This window comes from bacterium (assembly GCA_035295165.1).
Lineage (GTDB): Bacteria > Sysuimicrobiota > Sysuimicrobiia > Sysuimicrobiales > Segetimicrobiaceae > JAJPIA01.
Genome location: DATGJN010000061.1, coordinates 44,484 through 64,684, shown reverse-complemented (window position 1 = coordinate 64,684; position 20,201 = coordinate 44,484). Strand labels below are relative to the sequence as shown.

17 protein-coding genes are annotated in these 20,201 nt (G+C 64.6%); 7 read left to right on the top strand and 10 right to left on the bottom strand.

What is annotated here, in order from left to right; genetic code table 11:
* Positions 1-291: 291 nt before the first annotated feature.
* Positions 292-570 carry a hypothetical protein gene (locus VKZ50_09315; GenBank protein ID HLJ59917.1) on the top strand — a complete coding sequence of 93 codons (279 nt, stop codon included), beginning with the start codon at positions 292-294 and terminating at the stop codon, positions 568-570.
* Here the strand turns inward: VKZ50_09315 and VKZ50_09310 are convergent.
* Positions 553-1,215: a lysophospholipid acyltransferase family protein gene (locus VKZ50_09310; GenBank protein HLJ59916.1), complete on the bottom strand. Its 663-nt coding sequence runs from the start codon at positions 1,213-1,215 to the stop codon at positions 553-555. The two genes, VKZ50_09315 and VKZ50_09310, sit on opposite strands and share 18 nt — an antisense overlap.
* A gap of 911 nt (positions 1,216-2,126) precedes the next feature.
* A complete protein-coding gene (locus VKZ50_09305) occupies positions 2,127-3,356 on the bottom strand; it encodes an MFS transporter (protein ID HLJ59915.1) in 1,230 nt (409 codons plus the stop codon).
* 465 nt (positions 3,357-3,821) lie between these two features.
* Between VKZ50_09305 and VKZ50_09300 the strand changes: the two genes are divergently transcribed.
* Complete coding sequence (locus VKZ50_09300) at positions 3,822-4,085, top strand: GlsB/YeaQ/YmgE family stress response membrane protein (protein ID HLJ59914.1); 264 nt, start codon at positions 3,822-3,824, stop codon at positions 4,083-4,085.
* Positions 4,086-4,124: 39 nt separating this feature from the next.
* Positions 4,125-4,562, top strand: a complete 438-nt coding sequence (gene mscL / locus VKZ50_09295; protein HLJ59913.1) for a large-conductance mechanosensitive channel protein MscL — start codon at positions 4,125-4,127, stop codon at positions 4,560-4,562.
* A gap of 1,349 nt (positions 4,563-5,911) precedes the next feature.
* On the opposite strand, the gene VKZ50_09290 is transcribed toward mscL, so the two are convergent.
* From VKZ50_09290 to VKZ50_09280, 3 genes are all read right to left on the bottom strand, one after another.
* On the bottom strand, positions 5,912-6,451 hold the full coding sequence (locus VKZ50_09290; protein ID HLJ59912.1) for a hypothetical protein: 540 nt from the start codon (positions 6,449-6,451) through the stop codon (positions 5,912-5,914).
* A gap of 364 nt (positions 6,452-6,815) precedes the next feature.
* Complete coding sequence (locus VKZ50_09285; GenBank protein HLJ59911.1) at positions 6,816-7,709, bottom strand: ATP-grasp fold amidoligase family protein; 894 nt, start codon at positions 7,707-7,709, stop codon at positions 6,816-6,818.
* 380 nt (positions 7,710-8,089) lie between these two features.
* Positions 8,090-8,512 (bottom strand): OsmC family protein, encoded by a 423-nt coding sequence (locus VKZ50_09280; protein HLJ59910.1) that lies wholly within the window; start codon positions 8,510-8,512, stop codon positions 8,090-8,092.
* Between the two features lie 1,187 nt (positions 8,513-9,699).
* Between VKZ50_09280 and VKZ50_09275 the strand changes: the two genes are divergently transcribed.
* Positions 9,700-10,086 (top strand): tyrosine-type recombinase/integrase, encoded by a 387-nt coding sequence (locus VKZ50_09275; protein HLJ59909.1) that lies wholly within the window; start codon positions 9,700-9,702, stop codon positions 10,084-10,086.
* A gap of 241 nt (positions 10,087-10,327) precedes the next feature.
* A complete protein-coding gene (locus VKZ50_09270) occupies positions 10,328-10,735 on the top strand; it encodes a hypothetical protein (GenBank protein ID HLJ59908.1) in 408 nt (135 codons plus the stop codon).
* Between the two features lie 532 nt (positions 10,736-11,267).
* On the opposite strand, the gene VKZ50_09265 is transcribed toward VKZ50_09270, so the two are convergent.
* From VKZ50_09265 to VKZ50_09255, 3 genes are all read right to left on the bottom strand, one after another.
* Complete coding sequence (locus tag VKZ50_09265; GenBank protein ID HLJ59907.1) at positions 11,268-12,458, bottom strand: HAMP domain-containing sensor histidine kinase; 1,191 nt, start codon at positions 12,456-12,458, stop codon at positions 11,268-11,270.
* Positions 12,455-13,147 (bottom strand): response regulator transcription factor, encoded by a 693-nt coding sequence (locus VKZ50_09260; protein HLJ59906.1) that lies wholly within the window; start codon positions 13,145-13,147, stop codon positions 12,455-12,457. Before VKZ50_09260 ends, VKZ50_09265 begins: the two co-directional genes overlap by 4 nt.
* 332 nt (positions 13,148-13,479) lie before the next feature.
* Complete coding sequence (locus VKZ50_09255) at positions 13,480-14,790, bottom strand: NAD(P)/FAD-dependent oxidoreductase (protein HLJ59905.1); 1,311 nt, start codon at positions 14,788-14,790, stop codon at positions 13,480-13,482.
* Between the two features lie 104 nt (positions 14,791-14,894).
* Between VKZ50_09255 and VKZ50_09250 the strand changes: the two genes are divergently transcribed.
* Positions 14,895-15,455 carry a methylated-DNA--[protein]-cysteine S-methyltransferase gene (locus VKZ50_09250; protein HLJ59904.1) on the top strand — a complete coding sequence of 187 codons (561 nt, stop codon included), beginning with the start codon at positions 14,895-14,897 and terminating at the stop codon, positions 15,453-15,455.
* A 14-nt stretch (positions 15,456-15,469) separates the two neighbouring features.
* Here VKZ50_09250 and VKZ50_09245 read toward each other — a convergent pair whose 3' ends face one another.
* Positions 15,470-17,344: a heme o synthase gene (locus VKZ50_09245; protein ID HLJ59903.1), complete on the bottom strand. Its 1,875-nt coding sequence runs from the start codon at positions 17,342-17,344 to the stop codon at positions 15,470-15,472.
* 185 nt (positions 17,345-17,529) lie between these two features.
* On the opposite strand from VKZ50_09245, the gene VKZ50_09240 reads away from it, so the two are divergent.
* Positions 17,530-18,195 (top strand): hypothetical protein, encoded by a 666-nt coding sequence (locus VKZ50_09240; protein ID HLJ59902.1) that lies wholly within the window; start codon positions 17,530-17,532, stop codon positions 18,193-18,195.
* Positions 18,196-18,200: 5 nt separating this feature from the next.
* On the opposite strand, the gene VKZ50_09235 is transcribed toward VKZ50_09240, so the two are convergent.
* On the bottom strand, positions 18,201-20,000 hold the full coding sequence (locus VKZ50_09235; protein HLJ59901.1) for a peptide ABC transporter substrate-binding protein: 1,800 nt from the start codon (positions 19,998-20,000) through the stop codon (positions 18,201-18,203).
* Between the last annotated feature and the right edge of the window lie 201 nt (positions 20,001-20,201).

The window sequence follows — 20,201 nt, the reverse complement described above, 5'->3', positions numbered from 1 at the left end:
ATCGATTCGAGGTCGACGTCGTTATGACATCAATGTTTATGCGGGCCTAAAAGTTATCCCTGCCACAGCTGCATCCGGGAGCCCGCGGGTTCCCGGTGCTCAGGGAGCACCTAAGTGATAAATAACAGATGGAGATACGCCCTCCTTGAAGGCGTGACCTATGGCTGAGAAGAAAGCTGCAAAGAAGCGTGCCCAGACATCCGCCAAGTTCACGAACGAGGAACGGGCCGCGATGAGAAGCGCGCCCAAGAGCTGAAGGCGGGCGCGAGCAAGACGGACGGGGAACGCGCCGTGCTCGCGAAGATCGCCGCGATGTCGGCGCCGGATCGCGTCATGGCGGAGCGGCTGCATGCGATCATCGAGGCCAGCGCGCCCGTCCTCTCGCTGAGGACCTGGTACGGGATGCCCGCGTATGCCACGGACACCCAGATCGTCGGCTTCTTCCAGAGCGGGCAGAAGTTCAAGACGAGGTATGCGACGCTCGGCTTCAGCGACAAGGCGAAGCTCGACGAAGGCAACAGGTGTGGCGACTCCGCGATCACAGGCACAAAACTACCACAGCGGCGCTAGTCGGCCCTTCCGACTACCGCGGCTGGAACCTCGTTGTGCAGCCGCGGCGTCATACGCCAGCCGCGCGATCGCTTCCATCACGCGCGCGGTCAGCGCCGATTGCTCGTGTCTCGACGGCGCCTCCGGCGGGGCGATGGGCTCGCCAATGCGAACGGCGATCCTCCCGCGGCGAGGCCAGGTCGTTCCCGACGGCCACACCTTATGTGTCCCCGCGATCCCCACCGGGATGATCGCGGCATGGGCCCGGGCCGCCACGAATGCCATGCCGTCTTGGGCGCGCTGAAGGCTTCCGTCGGCGCGGATATTGCCTTCCGGGAAGATTACAAGCGCCTCGCCGCGGTCGAGGCGTGCAAGGCAGTCCTCGATCGCGCGGCGGTCGAACCCTCCGCGTCTGATCGGCACGACGGGAAACAGGCCAATCAGCCTTCCGAGGACAGGCCTCGTGAGCAGTTCCGCCGCGGCGAGGAAGGTACAGCGGCGCGGCACAGCCGCCCCCAGCACCACCGCGTCGATGTCGCTTCTGTGGTTTGGGGCGAGGATGATCGGGCCTCTTCGGGGGATGTGCCGCTCGCCCGTGACCGTCAGTCCGAACCCGAGTCTGAGAATCCTCCGGGAGAACCACCGGGCCGCTGCGTACCTGACCATCACGCACACGCGCCTCTTCCACCTCCCCTGACTATGCGCACAACATCGTCAGGATCTCAACCGCTGAGATCGACTTGCAGGCGGTTGCAGTGCGGCTGCCTTCGTGTATGTGCCCCATCCGCGGGTCGTCCGTCGCTGCCTGCCCCGTAGGCCTCGGCCGATGTCGGCGGCCGGGAGCGCGTGCCAACCAGTAGCGAGACGCACGCGCGGATGAGGCGCCAGACCACGTGGGTTCCGTAAGATAATTATCGGGATCTGCCGGACTCACCTGGTCCCACACGAAACGCCGTCGGTCGTCATGCGACATGATCGGCCTCCGGGAAGGAAGGGGACCCCTTCGCCTACCCCGCCCGCGGCGGTCACACCCCTGCGTGTTCCAGGCTTTCTGTGGGGCCGCAGGCACTACCCTTTCGACCCATGAGTCGGGCGACGGTCCTGGGGCTTACCCCGAGGCGCTGGGCCGGACTCGGATCGCGCTGCCCGATCGGGAGCTGATCTCCCGGCCCGTCGGCGTTTCGGACCCCGCGCGTAGACGCCGCCAGAGCTGCGCTGGACGACGGCAGACGACGAGCCAGGCGCCTCCGAGCAGAGGGGCCAGCGGCGCGTCGTAGACACCGACGATGCGGGTGTTCTATCTCGCTGACGCCGCGGCGGCGTGGACGGCGGCGCTGGCGGACGGCCGTTGGGATTGCCAGACGTTCGCTTCGGCCACGGTTTCAGGTTCTCAGCGCGGCCTCTGCCCATGCGTTGCCACACCTCGGGATGGGTGTCTTGCCCGCCATGCTGCACGATCTCCACTGATTTGCCACCGTTCCACCTAGAGAAAGACCACAACTCTCGCACCCCCGTGGAACCCGACAATGTCAACGGGCTCTTGGCTACCCGATAGACTCCTGAGCTACGCCTGCCTGCTATCGAGGTTGCTTGCTCCGGCGCACAAAATGAGGAGACTGACAAAGGGATACCCTTGTAACCACGCCGGCAGCACCCAAGAGTACGACGGTGCCGAGATAGAACGCCGATTCAACGCCCCGCGCCGTGCTCACCACGCCGAATGCAAACGGACTGATGATGCTGGCCAAGCGCTGGACGCTCTGTCGAATTCCAAACGCCGTTCCCCAAAACTGTTGAACCACCAACTCTGCGAGCAAGCTCATCGACAGCGGTTGTGTAAAGCCCAGGCTCGCACCCATGAGAACGGACACTCCTAGAAGGAGCCAAAACTGCCGTGCAAACGGCGTTAGCGCGAACGCCACAGCGCTTAGGATCATGGCACCAACTAAGGCACCGGTCTGCCCGAACTGCGATACGGCGCTCGCGAGAAGCATGCGAGCGGGCATCGACGCCAGGCTTATGACGGCAATCGCCACCCCGATCGATGTCGCCGTCAAGCCCACGTTTGAGAGGTAGAGTGGATAGAAGGTACTTTGCAGCGCCTGGGCACAATTCATGATGCCAGAGACGAACAAGATCGTCCCGACCCCACGTTCTCTTAGAATTGTGCCTACGACCGTATGGACGGCGTTAAGGGCGATGCTTCGATGATCTGAAACTCGAGCAATTCGCACCATCGAGGCTACGAGCAGTGACGGCAACATCAACAGCGCCATCGCAAAGAAAGCCGCCGGATATCCCAACCGAGTCGTCAGAAACCCTCCGATCACGGGGCCAACGACCGCGCCGGCGGAGTACGAAACCGCGTAGTAGCCGTAGTTCCTGATGCGCGTTAGTGGGGTGCTCGCGCTGGCGACAACGGCCTGCGACGCCACGGCAAGCCCGATGTTGGCGAGGGTCAACAGCGTATATGCGGTGGTGACCTCGGCGATCCCATGAAATGCCGTGAGTATTGCCGCCCCGACTCCAAAGAGCAACACCGACCCCACGAGAACGATAGTGGGGCCGCGCTCATCCACAAGACCGCCGACGTGGAGCGCCACGGCGAACGGCACAATTCCGGAGAGTCCGGCGACCGCCCCAACGGCGCCGACGGACGCACCATGCGACACGAGGTAAAGCGGGATGAATGGTGTTCCGATGTACCAGGCGCAGTTCGTTAGAAGTTGCAGCAGGTTGTTGAGAGGGAGCAGACGGGCATCCTCACCGTCGGCCGGCGCCATGAGCGACCCGTTCACGTCGCGCACCGACGAATCGTGTGTGGAATCAGCCATTACTGAGGCGACCTACCTGGTTGTGGGAATCTACCATTGTGGTTTTCCTTGAGGCACACAGACAACCCTTCGCACTGCATTGTAAACGCGCTCACCACCCACTGCTCGGTCCAGCGAGGTGTGATCCTCGGGACGGAATGGGGCCGGGAGTACGCGAGGCGGCGGGTTACAACCTACCTTCGCGAGATCGGGCTAGAAGTGGACAGCGGGGAGATTTAGAGGCCGCGCCCTGACGACCGACGGAGCGCGATTCCGGCGTTGTTCGGCAGGAACCACCGAATGTCGGGTCAACCTAGCGCCAGGGATCCGTCAAGTCGCGCTGGCGGGGATAGAGGGTTTGCGTGCAGTCCAGAAGAATAGGCCACTCGTGCTTCTAGGTATTCCTCGCGATTTGTCGTGCGGTAGTTGCTTCGAATTCGCCGTCAAGGAGGCGCCAGCGTGAGTATTCTCGCGTGGATTGTCGTCGGCATTATAGCGGGATGGCTTGCGAGAATGGTCGTGCCAGGTGAGGGCCCCGGTGGCCTCATCGGTGACCTCGTGATCGGCATCGTTGGAGCCCTTCTTGGCGGATGGATCTTTAGACAGTTGGGGCATGCCGGCGTGACTGGGCTCAACATCGGTTCCATCGTCGTGGCTTTCATCGGTGGCGTGATCCTGTTGCTGATCATCCGCGCGGTCTCGGGGAAACGGGCCAGGGCCTAGAGAGGCAACGCATCACCCGATAGTCGAAGGAGGCCGCTCATGCTAAAGGAGTTTCGCGAGTTCATCATGCGCGGCAACGTGGTGGATATGGCGGTGGGGATCGTGATCGGCGTGGCGTTCGGCCAGATCGTCACGTCCCTGGTAAATGATATCATCATGCCGCCAATCGGGCTCCTGCTCCATGGGGTCGACTTTACCAATTTGTTCGTGCCGCTGCGTGGGGGGCCGTACGCCTCGCTCGCCGCTGCGAAAGCCGCGGGCGCCCCCACGATCAACTACGGAATTTTCATCAACACGATCATCGGCTTCTTGATCCTGGCATTCGTGATCTTCCTGATGCTTCGCCAGATCAACAGGATGCGGCGACCCGCACCCACAACAGTCCCCACGACGCGTGAGTGTCCTTTCTGTCTCTCCGCGGTCCCGCTCAAGGCAAGCCGCTGTGCGTACTGCACGTCGGAGTTGCGTCCAGCGTAGCCGCCACACGTCTGAGCCAGAGAGTGTTCGTTCGGCAGGACCCCTGCACCGAACAGTGACTCCTGTCTACCTCGGGTGAACGGGTGTGGCGGAGGGATGTGGGATTCAAACCCACGAGACCCCGCCGCACGGGTGCATTCGTGAGTAACAGCCGGCACGAACGCTGACTCCCCGGCCCGGAACCGCTCCGCCACACTTATTGTTAGGTAGTACCCATCCTTGCCTTGGGCTAGCCGCGTTCGGCAGGAGCCGCGTACCGAACACCAGGAACAGGCCAAGCATGGCTGAGCATGAGTTTCCCGGCTTCCTTCGAACCGTAGAAGGCGGCTACATCACCCACAAGGACTTCCTAACGTTCATTGCCGGCGCGTCCACCGCACAGGGTAATATGGAGGCACGAGCCAAAGCGTGGCTGCGGAAGCAGGGCGTCACCGGCCCGATTGAAGCATTGTCTCCGCAAGAGGTGACACGACTAACAGAGGCAGCCAAGAAAGTGATCCTCGCGAGGGTGGGGCGGGAACGACGGGCAATCCCGCGAGTTGAGGAAGTTGCTCCGACACCGCCGGACGAGAGCGAGCCGCCGCCCGAGGATAGTGCGAACCTGCTTGTCTCAGAGCGAGGCCGCTTTGCTGTGGTTCACTCACCACGTCAAGTAATTCGGGCCCGTTGTTCGCGGGACTGTTCACCTTGCGGCTCACGGGCCAAATGCGAAGCATTCCCTCCGATGCCGGCCGCATGAGACTCTTGGGGTCGCCTTCCGTCTCACCCAACCACACGGGCCAGTCGGACTCCTCGAGGATCACGGGCATACGATTGTGAACCTGCGCCATCTCGCCGTTGGCTTCCGTCGTCACGATCGTGAACGTGCATAGATAGCTATCTCTGTCAGCGTCGTGCCACGCTTCCCACAGGTCCGCGAGGGCTAACAAGTGGCCATCGGCGCGGCGTAGGGCTGTTTCTGCCGCTGCCCGGGTTGCGATTTCCACTCGTAGAGGTTTGACGCGGGAACGAGGCACCGCCGCTTCGCGAAGGCGTCACGGAAAAGGCCCGAGGTAGTCACCGTTTCCCCGCGAGCGTTGATCTGGCGCCGGGTGTGCATCGGATCCTTGGCCCATCGTGGCAGGAATCCCCATTGGAGGCGCTCAAGACGACGGCTCCCGGTTTCGACGTCGCGCAACACCACCATCGTGCTTTGACTGGGGGCGAGGTTCCACGTGGGCTCGATTCGCGGATCCGGTTCATAGCCCGCCCGAAAGAATTGTGCGACGAGTCCGGGGATCAGCTAGATACCGGGGCGGCCGCACATGGGGATTGCTTTTGTTCGGCGCTCAAGTCGTCCTGCGTTCCGGTTACTCTTCCGTCACGAGAGACGTGTCAGGACAAGATCCCGGAACCGAATCGACGGATGAACCACGCCCTCGTCGTTGAAGGGACGGAACCATTCGCGGAACTCGAGCCGCGGATCGATCACGCTGGACAACGCGAACAAGTGTCTTCGCTCCCAAGTCATCGTACGCGAGATCCCACAGCAGGCCGAAGTCCGCTTCCGTGCCACGAGCTTCGAGCGTCGCCTGAGCGAAATCGAGTAGGGCGTGAAAGGCGAGTTGTTCTCCCACACATGCCGGGCGAAATGCACCGCCGTCCCAGAGCTTTGCGCTCATCGCGAGGAAACCTGTGAGGAATTGACGGGCGAACGCCTCATCGTACGAAGCCCGATACTTCGAGGGGAGATATTCGGACGTCCAGGTGTCTTCGTTGGGCACGCCTTTGCTCAGCTCGTTCACCGCATCGAAGAAGTAGCGCGTGAGCAACACCGTCGCATCTCGTAACGCCGTCAGGTTGGGTTCGGAGAGCTCGCACGACTTCAGCCTTTTCGCCGCGATTGCCACTGAGTCACCCCCGAGAAATTTCAGGGAGGCGCGCTCCCCAACCCGGCTTCTCACCGTCTTGTCGCCTGCGCCGCCCGGTTAGTCGTTCTCCAGAGGACTCCCGAAGTACGCCTGACGGGGGGCTCGAGCGTTGAAGTCGGGGTTTTTGGCGGAGGGTTTGCGCCTCCGTCACTACTTGTACCATGGCCTCAACTCCCTCACAATCCGGCTTCTTCGTTCGCGGAAAATCGGGACAATGTGGCTAGCATGGTGTGGACAATTTGTCGTCGATGAACAGGCGATCGGAGCCAATGGCAGTGCAGACTGAAACGGCGAGTGCCTCAGGCGGCCGTCTATCGCGCGGCTTCGACGATCCAGCCGCCCCTCAGCTGCGGTGCCGATGCGGTCCTTGAGGACTCGTCGAGATTACACTATCGGACTTGTCGCGACGAAGCGAACGAACCCGAAGATTCCATAGCTCGCCAAAATAACGATTCCACTTTGGGTCGAAGAACTCACCGCCCGCGCTCGGATACAATGTCATTTCCCCGAAATACACTTTGCCGGCGTCGTAGAGGTCCACGCGGAGAAAGTCGAGCCCGTCACCGAGTCTCTCAGCGTACTCGAGCATCTCATCGAGATGGGGTGGGCGTGGCATCGGCTGGTCGATTGATTTCCCCCGCGTCTTCATCTCGATTCGATCCCAGGAGCGCGTGTACCCATTGTTTCGAACGTCAATGAATCTCCCGATGATCGCATAGATCAAGTGAACTTTGCCGCCAAAAACGTAGAACTTGTAGTCCACAGGGGCCGGCCCCCTACCGTCGCTGATAAACTCCTCTACGATGATCCGGGGTTCGATATGTTTGTACGCCCACTCCCGTGCGTAATTGTAATAGTTCCATCGCAGCCAGCATGTACATCTATCCAGGAGGTCGCGCCGGTCAAGGCGTGCCTTGTCGGGAACGAGATGGACCCAACCACTGCCGTGCGTGGCCTTCACCACGAATTTGTCCGGAAGATCGTCGAACGGAATGTCCGCCGGCGTCTTGGTTACCCAGTAGAGTCGTGGCAACATGTGTTCCCCGATTCTGTCCCGGACGTAGTCGCGCACTGCGTACTTGTCTTGCAGCGTAATCAACAGCGGTCGTCGATCAAAGATCAAGCGGTACAGCACCTTTTCGCTGAATGTCTTCGGAGAGATGAGATTCGGATACACACCGAATGTCCGCTTGTGCCCGCGCAGGGCGGCAAGCGCGATGAGCGCAGGCTCGGGCACCACCGCCTCGACTACTCGCCTGAGAACGCCGATTCCCCGTCTCATGATGTCGGCCAGCAAGTCAACCAGGTCGGTTAGGAAAACCGAACCTCGTGGGGCTCCTTTTCCGCTCGTAGTGCTTTCAGAGACACATGGCGTAGCCCGCGTCCGCGAACCGGCGGTATACCACTTCAACGACGAGTGTGGGTTTCACCTAGTGTGGCGTCAAATCTGTACGCAGCTCGCCCCAGTGGTCTCGGAGAGTCGGCACTGGCGCGAACCGACAGGTCTCGGCACGGGTCGCTTTGAGTTCTTCGGGGATCATCTTGCGAGTCTCCATTGAAAGCCCGCTGCCTACCGGCCCAGCGCTGACGCGCTCCCCTTTGAAGTGGGCCTTTCTATTACCTGACTGAGATTGCTTCTGTCTTGCCGAGTTCAACAGCTGTGCCCATTCTAAGAGAATTATGGATTTCTGCGACTCGATTGGTGTGGGTGATCAGATCGAGGATTTCCCGCTCGCTGGCACGGGCTTCGACTTTCACGGAGAAAGACACATTCTGCGCCCGAACAGGATCGCCACTCCAATCAGCATCCACATCCACCTGCACGCTTTGGATCGTGAGCTGCTGCTTCGCCGCTTCGCGGTACAGGTCGTTTGTGTAACATGCTCCAATGGCTAACAATAATAACTCGCCGCCGTTGAACCCGAGGCCCATCCCGCCTGCTTGCTCGGCTCGGTCTACCGTAACCGTGCGATGTCCGGTCCAGCCAACCGCCGCCGAAGCCCCGCGAATATTTCGTACGTGAACAGTCGTCTGGGCCATTCTGGTTCTCCTCTTCGAACGTTTTGAATGCGCTGGTTCTATCGCAGCACATTGCGTTGCTAGGTTTTGTGGCGCAGTCCATCACCTCCTCTCGCGGATACCGGCGAAGACTCCGAACGTGCCCGCATCGGCTCATCAATCCATTTCCTCATGGTCGAACGCTGCTTTCCCCGGTTCGGCCAGCATGGGCTAAGGGCGCGGGAAAGCTCGTCGGCCCTGGCTTATCGAGTCCAAGCCGTGTGAAGGCGCGCCGGGTTGTCGCGATCCACTTCACGCCGGGGAGGGAAACGCGTTGGACTAAGACGGGGGCTCATTCAATTCCTGCCCGCCCATCCGCGGCAAACGAGCCCGCCCCCGGCGACGACTCGGGAACGGGCTCTCGGTAACGCGACAGTAATCCTCGTTGTGCCAATGGGTGCTGAACGCCAGACATCTGCGGAGGCGTTTCAGCGACGTTGAATGCAGCTCGTCGGCGAGGCATTCTGAGTACTCGACTTCGACGGGCTTTTCTCCTCGCGGCTGCTGTCTATATCTCGCCCCGGACGATCCCACCCGCGAGAGTGGTGTTCGCTTGGCTCGTTGTTCTCGCTCGTCAGACGTTCGATCAGCAGGTTGACCGACTGCGGATCGAATTGCCGTCCTGTTTCGCAGCGTAACTCCACTATGGCCCGTTCATGCGACAATGCTTTGTGGTGGACGCGATACGTGGTCATCGCGTCGTAGCTGTCCGCGATCGCGAGAATCCGGGCCTCTTATTCATCAGGAACGCGCTTGCTCACGTACGCCCTTTGTATTTCCATAGGAGCCTCCCGGCTACGAAGCCAAACCGGCCGGGTACATCCTCGGGGCCTGGAAAGTTCGCTGATCTTGCAGGCAACCAGTCGTCTGCAACAAAGGCGCCGACAATGAGCCCCTGAATGACTGCCAGAATCACCTCGGCCTGCTTGACATTAGATCAACTTATCTTCCACGCGTGCCGAGTGGCCTCGTACAGCGAAGGTTTAGCGGCAGTCCGATTGAGATTGATATTGATGAGTCACGCCTTGTGCTTAAACGCTGCGGGTTCAGTAGCATCGCGGCGAATGATTTCCTTTGCGCGCCGTCCGCGAGCGGCGGGCGACGGAGCGGGTCCGGCGTCTCGGCCGGCATGGTTTGTGTGAGCAAGGGGGTGCGTGCCCGCGGCGACAATGCCCCAAATGGCACGATCTCGGCCTCGTGTTTTGCCAGCCGACCGGGAAGCCCGCCCGCGTCCACAACTTCCGACTGCGCGACCTCCAGCCACTGTGTCGGTGTTTGGGATTGCCCGACGGCGCGGGATTCACAACCTCCGCCACGCCCACGGGTCCTATCTCCTACAGCGGGGCGTCAGCATCAAGGTGGTGCAGGCGCGGCTCGGGCACGCCTCGGCCCAGTTCACGCTCGGCACCTACGCGCACGTGCTCCCGGGGATGCAGGAGCCGGCGGCGCGGGAGCCGAGCGGTGAGCGCGTCAATAGGCTACACCTCCATTGCACCTCCCGCAGAACGGAGGCAAGACACGGGAACTCGTGGAAAATAAGGGCGGGCGCATCTTAGGCCACGACTGTTAACCGGAGGGTTGTAGGTTCGAGTCCTACCCGAGGAGCCAGTATTTCGGTGCAATTTTTGTGCGTCCAATGAGTGGACCAAATCTTTCAATCCTCGGGGTCGGCGGTACGAGAAACAGAACAGTTTGCATCTGGGATACCTTTCATGACGTAGTTCACGTTGTCGCACGTCCCGTTCCACGGCGTGGTCGTGGCACGGCGTAGCGTTTCGACTCAAGTTGGAGGGCGCCATGTCGCCGCTCACGGTTTTTCTTAGCAGGCTGCTCGGGCTATACTGTACGCTCGTAGCGCTATCCATGATCCTTCACAAACAGGCCACCGTGGTGACGGTAACGGCCCTTCTTCATGACGCCCCCGCGATGTTTGTCGTCGGTGTAATCACGCTTGGCGCTGGGTTGGCGATGGTTCTCGCGCACAATATCTGGTCGGGTGGCGCGCTGGCGGTGATTGTCACCCTGATCGGTTGGACAGCGCTGCTCAAGGGTCTGCTCTTTCTGTTCCTGCCGCAGGACATGGAAGCTGGATTGTTCCTTGCGAATTTGCACTATCAGCAGCTCTTCTACGTGTACGCGGCCATTTCACTTATTGTCGGCATCTATCTGACCTATCGCGGATTCACATCGACCCCACATTCGTAAGGAGGTGCAAAGAGTTGCATCCGCGGATAGCATGGGGTTGTTGAGACTCCGCGGACCAGCACCTGAACGCAGGGATTATACAGGCTGCAATGGATATCCTAAACGACTTTCCCTACTTCCGATCTGGCATGTGTTTGGATATGAGCATGGTTCATCTGTTCAATTTCTCAGAGACCATGCACCGTCCGATGATCACGAGATCAAAATAGCCCAAACTCGCGAGTTCGGTTTGGGGTTCTTCCGGTTGTCAGCGGGACTAATAATACTGCTATTGCTGAAGTATCGGTTTGCCCTGAGCTTGGACACCCTGTGCCTTTTTCTTGGCTTCAGTTTCTGGGCACTACTCCTAGGCTGGTTGGCAGATAATTGGCAGATAAGAGGAACACGAAGGTATAGGGCGTGCGGGTCGGTTGCGGCGCGGCATGCACATGGGCGCCGACGAGAGCCACCCGCCCGCGACGAACCCCCTCGCGCTTACGGAAGGGGATTGTACGCCAGTCCCTTGACCGTTTCCCCGCATACGATTCATCCCCTACGCGGGCGCAACACCGGGCGGGGCCGGTCGGGCGGGAAGCGACACTCGCACGGTGGTCCCCCGGCCCACGACGCTTTCGATCGTGAGCCGTCCGCCGTGCCGCTCTGCGACCGCTCGTGCGATCGCCAACCCCAGCCCATAGCCGCCGCGGGCCCGTTGGCCTTGATAGAATGGGTCCGTCACCAGGGGCAACTCCTCCGGTTGAATCCCGGGCCCGCGGTCCTCGACCTCGGCGATGGCGTGTCCGCCATGCGCGCGGACGCGCGCCGAGACGGTCCCGCCTGCCGGCGAGAACTGGATCGCGTTCTCGACGATCGCCGTGATCATGTCGGCGGCGGCGTCGCGGTCCACGCGGATCCACGCCGGTTCACCCTCGACGCCGACCGTGACGCCCTTCTGCTGCGCCGCCGCCGCAAGACCTGTCACCACGTCCTGTACGACTTCGCTGAGATCGATCAGCGCGACCTGGGTTTTCGCGTCTGTTTCAGCGCGGCCGAGGGCGGTGAGGCGCGCCGCCAGCGCCTCGATCCGCTGGGTTTGCTGCGCAATCGTGCGAAGCGCCTCATCGGGCGAGAGACCCCGTCCCGCCTGCGCCAGCTCCGCGGACGTCTTGATGACGGCGAGCGGCGTGCGGAGCTGATGGGACGCCAGCGCCACGAACTCGCTGCGCTCCCGCACCGCGTCGTCGAGCGGTCGAAGGGCCAAGCCCGCGAGCGCATACCCGACGGGCAGGGCGACGAGGCCCCCCGTCAACGTCAGCGCGGTCAGCACCCGCAGCACCTCGCGCAGCACGCTGATCTCCTCCTGGCAGGGAGTGGCGATCACCTGCATGCCGCCGCCGGCGATCGGCACATGGAGGACCGCAAACGCGCCCACCTGAGGGTCGGTGACGATCCGGAACCCTTCCCACGACGCCACCGAGCCTTCCAGCTGAGGAATCCCGACCAGCGGTCGGCCCCGCTCGTCGACCACGACGTAGAGCTGGCTTCCCTCGATGCCCGAGACGCGCATTGCCGCGATCTCCAACCGCTCGTACAGGCGGGCGTAGGTAGCGCTCTTGAGCGTCACGTACGCGCCCGACGCCAGGGCGCCGAGCACCCCCGTGACCACGAGCGCCCCCAGCAGGGCGACGCGCCACCGGCTTCGGCGGAGCAGCCGGAGATGAAAGGTAGGCGCGAGGCGGCTCACGGCGTGGGGCGCTGGTCCGCGGTCGCGATGCGGTACCCGTGTCCGGGGACCGCCGCAATCTGTCCCGTCCAGCCGCTGCCCCGAAGGCGGCGGCGGAGCCGGGAGACCGTCGCGTCGACCACGTTCGCCCGAGGCGCCTCGCCGGGCCCCCAGACCCGTTCCAGGATGGCGTCCCGCGACAACACCCGGCCGGCGTGGCGCAACAGATATTCCAGGACGTCGAACTCTCTCGGCGGCACGTCCAGCGCCCGCCCCTCGACCGTGACTTGCCGCTCCGCGGGCTCGAGGCGCAGGGCTCCGAAGACCAAGGCCTCCGGGACAAACAAGTCTTGGGGTCGCCGCAGCAGCGCGCGGAGGCGCGCCAGCAGCTCTTCAAACGCGAAGGGTTTGACGACATAGTCGTCCGCGCCCGCGTCGAGCCCGGCGACCCGGTCGCGCACGCCGCTGCGCGCCGTTAGACAGAGGACCGGTGTTCGGATCCCGGCTTCCCGCAGGCCGCGGAGCAGCGTCAGGCCGTCGAGGTTCGGGAGCATCAGGTCCAGGATCAACGCATCGAACGCTCCGGCGCTCGCGATGTCGTAGGCTTCGGCGCCGTCCCGCACCCACTCCACGCGGTACCCGTAACTCTCCAACCCCCGACGGACCACGTCTCCGAGCGCCTCATCGTCCTCGATCAACAGGAGATGCATCGATACACTCACCATCTCGATCGGCAAATCCCGGCTCCCCACAGAGCGCGCCCCAAGTATACCCACGTCCGCGCAGGATCTGCAAATTTGCGTCATCGTCCCGTCATCTCGGCGTGGTAGCCTCGGAGTGCGCTTTCTCCCCTGACGCGGCCGCCGGTGCTGCGGCGGCCGCCGGACGGTTGGATCGCCCGCCGGTGATCTCTTGCCGGGTCGACCTCCCCTTGCCGCGCGAGGGCCTGCACGGAGGGCTGCTCGGGGTTATCCCGCAAAGCGCCCGGCGCGGGGTGTCGTTTGTGGGGCCGGGCGATCCCCGGCCCCGCAAACTTGTGTGCTCACGGCGCCCCCGTCCCGCAAGCGCTGTGTCGTCCTGTCCCGGGATCCCCTCCGGGCAGCGACGTGCTCCCCGTGATCAACCGCGCGCTGCGCTCGCTCGTAAAGTAGGCCCACGCCCATTCGGACAGCACGGCGAGACGGTTGCGGAAGCCGACGAGCAGCAACAGGTGGACGAACAGCCACATCACCCACGCCGCGAACCCCGATACGTGCAACCGGCCGAATTGGGCGACGGCGGCCCGGCGGCCGATCGTGGCGAGGGTGCCTTTGTCGGCGTAGCGGAACGTGGCCCGGGGACTCCCGCGCACGCTCCTCCACACGTTGGCCGCCGCGACCGTGCCCTGCTGGGTCGCGACCGCGGCCAGGGCCGGCAGGGGAGAGCCGTCTTCCGCGCCGAACGCCGCGAGGTCGCCGACGATGAAGACCTCCGGGTGATGCGGCAGGCTGAGGTCCGTGGCCACGCGAATGCGCCCCGCGCGATCCACTTGCCCGAGTTGCGTGCCGAGCGGCGACGAGGTGACGCCGGCGGCCCACAGCGCGACCGCCGCCGGGAGGGCCTCGTTCCGCGTTCGCACCACGCCGGGCTCGACGGCCGTCACGATTGTGGACGTGCGGACCTCGACGCCGAGCCGGGTCAGTTGCTCGACCGCCTTCCGCGACAGATCTTCCGGGAAAGCCGGGAGGATGCGCGGGCCGCCCTCGACGAGCACGATTCGCGCGTCCCGGGGATCGATGCGCGAGAAGTCCCGTGCCAGCGCCCGCCGCGCGATGTCCGCGAGGGCTCCGGCGAGCTCCACGCCGGTCGGTCCGCCGCCGATGACGACGAACGCCGGTCCCGGACCCGCTGGATCGCCGCCGATGGCGGCGTCGCGCTCGGCGAGCTCAAAGGCCAGCAGGACGCGGCGTCTGATCTCAAGTGCGTCCTCCACGGTTTTGAGCCCCGGCGCCAGCGCTTCCCACTCGGGATGCCCGAAGTACGAATGGCGCGCGCCCGTGGCGACGATGAGGTAGTCGTACCGCAACACACGATCGGCGAGGCGGACCGTCCGCGCGGCCACGTCGATCTCGGTGACGGCACCGAGGATCACGTCGACGTTCCGGCGCCCGCGCAGAATGCGCCGGATCGGGTAGGCGATCTGGCCGGGCGACAGCACGGTCGTCGCGACCTGGTACAACAGCGGCTGGAACGTGTGGTGGTTCTTCCGGTCGATGACGGTAACGTGAACCGGATGCCTCGCCAGCGCGCGGGCCGCGGCGAGGCCGCCGAACCCGGCCCCGACGACGATCACGCGGGGGCGGGATCCGTTCATCGCACGCGCCCCCCCGATCCGGCCCCGGCCGGGGTGCAGGATCGCGGCCCTGGGACCCCGTAGCGTAGTCTCTGCGCTCGCATCGATGCCTCCGGAGGACGCCCGTGGCGCAAGAGTTGTGGACGACGACGATCGAGACGCCGGTCGGGCCGTTAGTCGCGATCGCGACGTCGCGCGGACTGTGCGTGCTGGAGTTTCAGCGCGACGAGCGGCTCTCCTTGCAGTCGGCGTACCTGCGGCGTTGGTATCCGAGCATAACCCGAAGCGAGGGCGCCAACGCGCATCTCGACGGCGCGCGCACCTGGCTCACGCGCTACTTCGCGAGTCGGTTCGACGCCCTCGACGAGCCGCCGCTCGATGTGCGCGGGACGGTGTTCGAGTTGGCCGTGTGGCGGGCGATGCGGCACGTCGCGATCGGGTCCGTGAGTACGTACGCCGCGCTCGCGGAGCGGGTGGGCAGCCCCCGAGGCGCCAGAGCGGTCGGCGCGGCATCCGGGCGCAATCCCGTGTGCATCATCGTGCCGTGTCACCGGATCGTGGGATCGGACGGGTCGCTCGTGGGATACGGCGGCGGGCTCGGGACGAAGCGGCGGCTGCTGGAGCACGAAGGGGCGATCCCATCGCTCCTGCCCGGGACGCGCGGGTTCTCGCCGGCCGCCGTTTGAGCTCCCGGGCGAGGCTATCCCAGGATGCGGTCGACGACCATGGCCGCAAATAGGAGGGCCAGGTAGAGGAGCGAGTACCCGAACAGGTTCATCTCCGCGCGCGGGCTGCGCTTCGTGAGCACCGTCCACGCCAGCAGCACAAACACGGCGTCGAGGACGACGGCAAGCGCGAGATACAGCGGTCCCAGAGCATGCAGGGGCGCATAGAGCACGAGCGTCGAGGCCGAGAGCGCGAGGGAGTAGAGGAAGATCTGCCGACGCGTCTCCTGTTCGCCCCGGACGACCGGCAGCATCGGCACGCCGGCGGCGCGGTAGTCGTCGGTCTTGGCGAGCGCCAACGCCCAAAAGTGCGGTGGCGTCCACAGGAACACGATCGCGAACAAGGCCACGGCCGGCGCCGCGAGGTGTCCGCTGGCTGCGGCCCAACCGACGAGTGGCGGCACCGCGCCCGCGGCTCCGCCGATGACGATGTTCTGCGGGGTCGTTCGCTTTAACCATCGCGTGTACACGGCCACGTAGAAGACGAGGCCGGCCGTCGACAGCGCGGCGCTCAACACGTTCACGCCCCACGCCAGGACGACGATCGAGAGCAGGCCGGTGGCGATCCCGAATCCCACCGCCTGCGCGGGACGCAGCCGGCCCGACGGAACCGGGCGCAGGCACGTTCGTTGCATCACCGCGTCGATGTCGCGGTCGAGGTACATGTTGAACGCGTTCGCGGAGCCCGCGGCGAGCGTTCCCCCGAGCACGGTGAGCAGGAAGATGGACAGCGACAGGTGATGTGGTGCGGCGACGATCATCGTCGTCACGGTGGTGACGAGGAGCAGCAGGATGATCCGCGGCTTCATCAGCATGAGGTAGTCTCGGGCCACCGCCGAGAGGGTGCGGACCGCCGACGGGCGATCGGGGATCGACGTCCAGGCAATGGCCTCGGCGGGGTCGTCGACGGAACTCCCCGCGATCGTGCGCAACGTCTTCGATCCGGCCCGCACACCCGCGCGCGCCGGTTTCGGTTGCGGGCCGGCGAGCGTGGTCAGCACCACCAACACGCCGAACAGCGCGGCCGCGAGCGCGAGATGCACGCCCTGCACCGTCGGCGACAGTCGGGTGGCGACGTTGAGGACGCCGGCGGCGAACTGGGCGAGCACCAGGACGACCGCGAGGTTGGCCACCGCGGCCAGACCGCGGACGCCTGTCCGCGCCGCCGCGGCCGCGGTGGCGAGGACGAGGATGGTCACGATCACGCCCCAGGCGCGATGTAGCATGTGGACGTGCGCCTGCCAGTCCGGCGGGAAAAACACGGATCCACGGCAGGCCGGCAGGGACGGGCACGCAAGCGCCGCGCCGCTCGATCCGAGGACCCCCCCGATCAGGATCATGATGTAGGTCGCCGCCAGCGTCAGCCACGCGAGCCCGCGGAACGAGGCCGACACGGGCAGCGGCTCCGCGGAGCCTCGCAGCGAGATCACTGCCTGGACCAGCAGGCCGGCCAGGAACAGCATCGCCACGCCGAGGTGCATCGTGACCAGTTGGGGCGTGAGATTCATCTTAACGGTCGCGCCGCCCAACACGACCTGCACCGCCACCAGGGCGAGAATGACGACCGCCGTCTGGCCGGCTCTCGGGACTGCACGTCGCGCCGCGAACGCGGCGATCGCGGTGGCGAGGACGAGCACGCTGACTGAGGCCGCGACCAGGCGGTGCGCGTACTCGATCAAGATCGGGCCTTCGAGCGGGGGCACCAACCGGCCGTGACACAGAGGCCAGTCGGGGCACGCCATGCCCGACCCCGTGATGCGGACCAGCCCTCCGAGGAGAACCAGCAGGTACGCCGCGACGGCGGTCGCGACGGCGAGTCCCTGATATCGGCGTACCGCGGGCGAGAGCATCTGGCTCACGTGAGGCAACCCCTACCGATCTGCGCGAAGCACTTTTTCATACTAACGCCACGTCTCGGCCCGCACAAGGGCTCGGCGCGGCTCACCGGCCCCCGAAATGGGCATGGTTGCCGTCGGAGGCGGCCCGAGAGAGGTAGGAACGGTCGGCCTCGGCCAGGAAGACGAGGTGGGTTATCATGGTCGCACGTGAGCTCAAAAGACGACTCGGATGCCTCGCGCTGGCCATCCCCGTGGTCGCGGCGGCGTTGATGACGGCGGACGCGGCGCCGCTGATCCCGACCTCCGACCAGGTCGTCGACCGCCTCCTCAACGCCAACGCCGGTGGTCCCAGCGTCGCGGCGGCGGACGTGCGGTTCAAGTTCCGGCTCAACAAGCCTGTGACCGAGCCGCCCGACTGTGAGTTCGACGGCACGATCCAGCTCGTGGAGGGCCGGCAGCAGGTCAGCATCGGGCGCAGCACCGGCGGCTTTCAGTGCTGGGTCTTGAACAAGTTCATGATCGGGCGTCTCTTCCAGGGCACGGAACCACCGTCCCAGTTCTTGGCACGATTCGAGTTCTGGGTGCTCGGCTGGCGCCTGGTCGAGGGCCATCCGTTCTACCTGGTCGAAGGCACGGCGCGGAACCCGAAGAACAATCCACGCGGCATGATCGGCTGGATCGACTACGACCGCGGGCTCGTCACCGACGGCACGCTGCGGTATGCGTGGGGCGACATCGACAGCGTCCAGCGATACCAGCGGATGTCGGGCGCGTGGGTGTTGGTGTATCAATACCTGGAGACCTCACGCTTCGGCGCGTCGATGGAGGCGCAGTACAGCAACTTTCAGTTCGGGACGCGCTGACCGGGCTATCCGCGGCGCCGCCAGTCCGCGATGTTGCGCGTCTCGTTGTCGAACGGGCTCACGTTTCGTCCCACGTCGAGGCTCGAGGCGTGCGCCGACACCAGCTTGCGGTCGACGAGCGGGATCGACACCGCCTGGGACGCGACCAGGTCGTTCATCCTGATCCACAGTTCCGCGTTCTTCTTCGGATCGAGCTCGCGCTGCGCCTGGTCGTAGAGCTTGTTGAACTCGTCGTTCTGCCAGCGCGGGTAGTTGAAGCCGGACCAGTTGTTCTCCTTCTGCGGCAGGTCCTTCGCCGGGTCCCCGCTGTAGTAGCGGGTCATGTAGCCGCTCGGGAACGGCGAGCCGTACGTTGAGGTGAGCATCTCGACGTCGGTGTAGAAGTGGGCGTCGGTATCGTTGTTGCCGGGGTTCGTGCTGAAGTACACGCCCGCGTCCACGGACTTGAGCGTGGTCACAATCCCGAGCTGCGACCAGCCGGCCTTGACGATCTCCTGTTCCTTCTGCCGCAGCGTGTTCACGGTCGTGACGAACGTCATCTGGAGCTTGACGCTCCCCTTCGCCCGGACGCCGTCCGGCCCCCGCCGGTAGCCGGCCTCGTCGAGGACCTGGTTCGCCTTCGCGACGTCGTAGACAATCTTGGTGTTCTTCGAGGCCAGGCTTGTAGGCGTGGTCAGCACATTCGCCGTGGCGTCGCCTTCCAGCCCGTACAGTTCCTTGGCGATCGTCTGCCGGTCGATCGCCAGCGCCAGGGCTTGGCGGACCTTCGGGTCGGTCAGGAACGGGTGCGGCGCTTTGAGGGAAGAACGCTGCCCGTCGATCTCCTTGTTCGGGTCGGTCATGTTGCACAAGATCATCTCCACGCCGCCGCCGTCGCCGGTGATGACGGCGCCCCGGCCCCCCTGGGCGAGGTGCTGCAGCACCGGCCACTCGACCTGGAGGTTCCACGCGTAGTCGTACTCGCCGGTTTCCAGCACCGCCCGTGCGGCCGACGTGGCGTCCCCGCCGCCCTTGAGCTGGATCTGGTCGAACGCCGGCTTGTCGGGTTCGCGATAGGTCTCGTTGATCGAGTACACGACGAGATCCCCTGGTCTGAACACGTCGACCTTGTACGGGCCGGTGCCGAACGACTTGGTGTTGAACGGCGCGTTCCGCGCGTTGGCGCCGACGTACGCGTCGAGCGCGTGGCGCGGGACGATCTGACCGTTGGTGCCGACGAACGGGAGATACCAAGCGGGCGTCGGTGCCTTGAACGTGACCTTCACGGTGTACGGATCGAGCGGCTCCACTTTCGCGACGTTCGTGTAGCTGCCGTACGTGGTCGCGCCGCTCTCCTTGTTCAGGACGAACTGGTAGGTGAACACGACGTCGTCCGCCGTGAACGGCCGGCCGTCCGCCCAGGCGACCCCGCGTTTCAGCTTGTAGGTCACCGACGTCCCGTCTGGGGCGACCTGCCCGTTGGCGCGGGACGGCACCCCCGCCGCGAGCACCGGGGTGAAGTTGCCCGCCGCGTCCACGGTGAGAAGCGGCTCGCAGCAGAGGCGCGCCGCTTCGAAGTCCTTCGTGCCGTGGGACAGGTGGGGGTTGAGGATCGTCGGCGCCTGCCAGTACAGCAGCTTGAGGGCGCCGCTGCCACCTCGTTTCCCGGGCGCGGCGCCCCACGCCGGCCGGGACGCGGTGGCGAGGCCCGCAGCGAGGGCGCTGCCGGACACTCCGAGCGCGGCCAGTCGGACGATCGCCTCGCGACGGCTGAGTCGGTCGGTTCGAAGCGTGCGAGCGAGACGTCCGGCATCGTGTCCTGGCATGATCTCCTCCTGATCCGGCGGCCGTGTTCGCGTCCTCGGAGCCGGCCGCGGTACGTTCGACCCGACCGTCCGGCGACTCCTGCCGCTCGGCGCGCCCTGGCGGCGCGTGAAACGCCCGCGCGCTTGCGATGCGCGCACCGCGACGCGCGTTCCAGGGGAACCCTGTGCCTACTCGAATGTTGATAGCGGTACAGGCGGAAC